The organism is Streptomyces nanshensis (genome assembly GCF_001751255.1).
Taxonomy (GTDB): Bacteria; Actinomycetota; Actinomycetes; order Streptomycetales; family Streptomycetaceae; genus Streptomyces; species Streptomyces nanshensis_A.
Window position 1 is genome coordinate 1 of sequence record NZ_LJGW01000245.1, and the last position, 5,078, is coordinate 5,078.

At 75.3% G+C, this 5,078-nt stretch carries 2 protein-coding genes; both read left to right on the forward strand.

Going from position 1 to position 5,078, the window contains the following annotated elements; translation table 11 throughout:
• Positions 1-1,798: SDR family NAD(P)-dependent oxidoreductase (locus AN218_RS14180; RefSeq protein WP_141747577.1), on the forward strand; the 1,798-nt coding region annotated here is incomplete at its 5' end.
• An 80-nt stretch (positions 1,799-1,878) separates the two neighbouring features.
• On the forward strand, positions 1,879-5,078 hold a 3,200-nt coding region (locus AN218_RS14185; RefSeq protein ID WP_070017210.1), incomplete at its 3' end, for a type I polyketide synthase.

A 5,078-nucleotide genomic window follows, 5' to 3' on the forward strand; every position in this document is an offset into this window, starting at 1 on the left:
GGCCGGCGTGCTGGCCCGGGCGCCCGGGGGACAGCCCCTGCTGGTGCACGACGCCGCCACACCCGTCGAGCTGGCCGTCGTCGCGCTCGCCCGGCACCGTGGCACCGAGGTCTTCGCCACCGCGCCGCCCGCCGCCCGCGACACACTGCGGGCCCTCGGCCTGGACGCCGCGCATCTGGCCTCCTCGCGGACCGGGGAGTTCGAGCGGACCTTCGCCGAGACGCTCGGCGAGGCCCGTATCGGCACGGTCGTCACCCGCGGTGCCGGAACCGGCGACGCAGGCGGCGGCCCGGGGGCCGTACCGGTACCGGACACGCTGCTCCGCGTGGGCGCCGCGTTCACCGACCCGGAGACGGCCGCCCCCGGAGCGCTGCCGGAAGACCTGACGGACCTCCCCGAACTGCCGCACCCCGGGCCCGGCGAGGACAGCCGCCTGGAGGAGTGCCGGGTGCGGACGCTCACCGCCGACTGGGACCCGCAGGGCACCGTCCTGATCACCGGCGGCACCGGCGGTCTCGGACTGCGGATCGCCCGGCATCTGGTCGCCGACCGCGGCATGCGCCGGCTGCTGCTGCTCAGCCGGCGCGGCATGGACGCCCCCGGCGCCGCACAGGCCTGCGCGGAGCTGACCGGACTCGGAGCCGCGGTCGACGTGCACGCGGCCGACGTCACCGACGCGGAGGCCCTCGCGTCGGCGCTCGCCTCGGTGTCCGGGACGCATCCGCTGACCGCCGTCGTACACGCCGCCGGCGTGATCGACGACGGCGTGATCGGCGCGCTGACACCGGAGCGCGTGGCCACCGTCCTGCGGCCCAAGGCGGACGCGGCCTGGGCGCTGCACGAGGCGACCCGCGGACTCGACCTCGCCGGTTTCGTTCTGTTCTCCTCGGCCGCCGGTGTCCTCGGGGCGCCCGGCCAGGGCAACTACGCGGCGGCCAACGCCTTCCTCGACGCGCTCGCCCAGCGCCGCCACGCCGCGGGCCTGCCGGCGGTGTCACTGGCCTGGGGCCTGTGGCAGGAGAGCAGCGAGCTGACCGCCGGCCTCACCGACGCGGACGTCCGGCGCATGGAGCGTGCGGGACTCGGCCTGCTGCCCACGCGGCAGGGTCTGGGCCTCTTCGACGTCGCCACCACCGCGGAGACCGCGGCGCTCCTCCTGGCCGCGCCGCTCAACCTCCGCACGCTGCGCTCCCGCAGCGCGCAGCCCGGCTTCCCGACGCTGCTGCGACGGCTGGCCGGCAAGGAGGACCTCCCCGGTGCCGGGGAGACCGCCGCGCTGCCCGCCGAACTCGCGGGCCTGTCCGAGGCCGACCGGCGTGCCCGCCTGCTGGCCACGGTCCGGCAGCTCGCGGCGGCCGTCCTCGGCTACGGCTCCTCCGGCGCTGTCGCGCCCGACCAGGCCTTCACCACGCTCGGCCTGGACTCGCTCGGCGCGGTCGAACTGCGCGCCAGGCTGACGGAGATCACCGGGCTCACCCTCCCCGCCACGCTGGTGTTCGACTTCCCGACGCCGGCCGCGCTCGCAGGCCGGCTGCTGGAACTCATCGAGCCCGCCGAGGCGGTCTCACCCCTGCACGCCGAGATCGACCGGCTGGGCGAGCTGCTGTCGGCGCAGGAACCCGACGACGCAGAACGGCGCCGGATCACCGCCCGCCTGGAGGCCCTGCTGTGGCGGTGGACCGACGGCCGTGACGGCGGCGCGGCGCAGCCCGCGGAAGACGACCTCGACGACGTCTTCGACGGTGAGAGCGAGGACGACATCTTCGCCCTCGTCGACCGGGAGCTGGGCATGGACTGACCCCGCACGGGCCCGGTCCGCCGGGCCCGTGCGGACCGAGCCCGCCCCCACTCCAGCACCGCACCCAGGAGCCAGCCCTCATGGCGAACGAAGACAAGTACCGCGACTACCTCAAGCGGGTCACCGCCGATCTGCGCGCCGCCAAGCAGAACCTTCAGGAGGTGCGGGACCGGGCGGCCGAACCCATCGCGATCGTCGGCATGAGCTGCCGGTTCCCCGGCGGCGCCGACTCGCCCGGGGAACTGTGGAACCTGCTGACCGGTGAGGTGGACGCGATCGGGCCCATGCCCACCGACCGCGGCTGGCCGCTGGACACGCTCTTCGACCCGGACCCGGAGGCCCCCGGCAAGAGCTACGTCAGCGAGAGCGGATTCCTCGCCGGCGCCGCCGAGTTCGACGCCCCGTTCTTCGGTGTCTCGCCGCGCGAGGCCCTGGCGATGGACCCCCAGCAGCGGCTGCTGCTGGAGACCTCCTGGGAGGCGGTGGAGGCCGCCGGCATCGTGCCGGCGTCGCTGCGCGGCAGTGCCACCGGTGTATGGGTCGGCGCCTCGGCGCACAGCTACGGAGCCGGCTCGTCCGCCGTACCGGCGGAGGTGGAGGGACACGTGGTGACGGGCAGCGCGCCCGCCGTCGCATCCGGCCGCATCTCCTACGCCCTGGGCCTCGAAGGGCCCGCGCTCACCGTGGACACCGCCTGCTCGTCCGCGCTGGTCGCGCTCCACCTGGCGTGCGACTCGCTGCGCCGCGGCGAGACCACCCTGGCACTGGCCGGCGGTGTCGCCGTCATCGCCAACGCGATGGTCTTCAGCGAGTACAGCAGGCAGCGCGCGCTCGCCCCCGACGGCCGCTGCAAGGCGTTCTCCTCGGACGCCGACGGCACCGCCTGGTCCGAGGGCGCCGGCATGCTCGCCCTGGAACGGCTCTCGGACGCCCGGCGCAACGGGCACGACGTCCTCGCTCTCGTCCGCGGCACCGCGCTCAACCAGGACGGCGCCTCCAACGGTCTCACCGCGCCCAACGGCCCCTCCCAGCGCCGGGTCGTCGAGGCCGCGCTGCGGGCCGCCCACGTGGCCCCCGACCAGGTCGACATGGTCGAGGCGCACGGCACGGCCACCCCGCTCGGCGACCCCATCGAGGCCCAGACACTCGTCGACGTCTACGGAGCGGGCCGCGAGAACGGCCGTCCGCTGTGGTTCGGATCGCTGAAGTCCAACATCGGCCACACCCAGGCCGCCGCCGGCGTCGGCGGCGTCATCAAGGCGGTGCTCGCCATGCGGCACGGCCTCATGCCCAAGACCCTGCACGTCGCCGCCCCGACCGAGGAGGTCGACTGGCGTGAGGGGCACGTACGGCTGCTCACCGAACCGCGGCCCTGGCCCGCCGTGGAACGGCCGCGCCGGGCGGCGGTCTCCGCGTTCGGCATGAGCGGCACCAACGCCCACGTGGTGCTGGAACACGACGTCCGCCCGGTGTCCGGCGAGCCCGAAGGGGCCGACGCCGCGGACACCTCCGGTGAGCGGGCCGGTCAGGAAGCGCCGGCGCGCTCCGCACCGGTGGTGCTGTCCGCCAAGTCGCCCGCCGCGCTGACCGCGCAGGCCGAGCGGCTGCGCACCTTCCTGCGCGCCACTCCCGGGGCCCGGCCGGACGAGGTGGCCTGGTCGCTTGCCACCACCCGGGAACTCTTCCACCACCGGGCCGCGGTACTGGCCGACGGGCGTGACGCGCTGCTGGCCGGACTGGACGCCCTGGCCACCGGCGAGCGCCCGCCGCTCGGCACCGTCTCGGGCGTGGCCGGCGACGGCGGCACCGTGCTGATGTTCCCCGGCCAGGGCGGCCAGTGGGCAGGCATGGCACGCGACTTGATGACGGAGTCACCGGTCTTCGCCGACGCGCTGCGCGAGTGCGCCGCGGCGATGTCCCCGCTCGCCGACTGGGACCTCCTGGAAGCGGTGACCGACCCGGACGGGAAGCTGCTGAGCCGCGTCGACGTGGTGCAGCCCGCGCTGTTCGCGGTCATGGTCTCCCTGGCCAGGCTCTGGCAGTCGTGGGGCGTGCCCGTCGACGCCGTGGCCGGCCACTCCCAGGGCGAACTGGCCGCCGCCTGCGTCTCGGGCGCCCTGAGCCTGGAGGACGCCGCCCGCGTCGCGGTCGTACGCTCCCGGCTGCTGGTGAAGCTGTCCGGCCGGGGCCGCTCCCTGTCGGTGGGCATGTCCGCGCGGCGTGCCGAGGAGGCCATCGCCGCACGCGGCGACTCGCTCGCGCTCGCCGCGGTCAACGGACCGGACTCCGTGGTGGTCTCCGGCGACCGGGAGGCGCTGCGCGCCTTCGCCAAGCAGTGCCGGGCCGACGGCGTGTGGGCCTGGCGGATCGACATGGACTTTCCCTCCCACTCGCCGGTCATGGCGGAGATCCGCGACGAACTGCTCCGGGAGATATCCGGCATCGCCCCGCGGGACGGCGCCGTACCGCTGTACTCGACGGTGACCGGGACCCGGCTCGCCGGGCACGAACTCGACGCCGAGTACTGGTACCGCAACCTGCGGCAGACCGTGCTGTTCCAGGACGCCGTCGAGGCGCTGGCCGCCGACGGGTTCAGGTTCTTCGTGGAGGCAAGCCCGCACCCGATGCTGACGGTCGGCGTCCAGCAGACCCTGGAGGCGAGCGGCACCACAGGCGTGCCCGTCGGGACGCTGCGCCGCGACATCGGCGGTCTCGACCGCGCCCTGCTCTCGCTTCTGGAGGCGCACACCGCGGGACTGCCGGCGGACCTGCGAACCGTACTGACCTCGCGGGAACGGCTCCCGCTGCCGACCTACGCGTTCCAGCGCGAGCACTACTGGCTGACGCCGGCTCCCGACGCCGCCCCGCAGTCCGAGGCGGACGCCCGGTTCTGGGACGCCGTGGAGCGCGCCGACCTCGAACAGCTCGGCAGCCAACTCGGCGTCGACGAGGGCCTGGACACCGTGGTGCCGGCCCTGGCGCGCTGGCGCCGCGAGAGCACGCTGCACGCCACGCTGGACGGCTGGCGCTACCGCGTGGGCTGGACCCCGTCGGCCGACCCGGCACGCGCCCGTAAGGTCCACGGGCGCTGGCTGATCGCGGCCGAGGGCACGGCTGGCGCCCCCGACGCGATCCACGCGCTGTTCGACGAGCCGTCGCCGGTGTCGCTGCCGGGCACCGACCGTGCCGCGCTCGCCGCCGAACTCGCCGCCGCAGGACCGGTGGACGGGGTGCTGTGCCGCTCCGGGCGCGCGGCCGATGTCCTGGTCCTCGTCCAGGC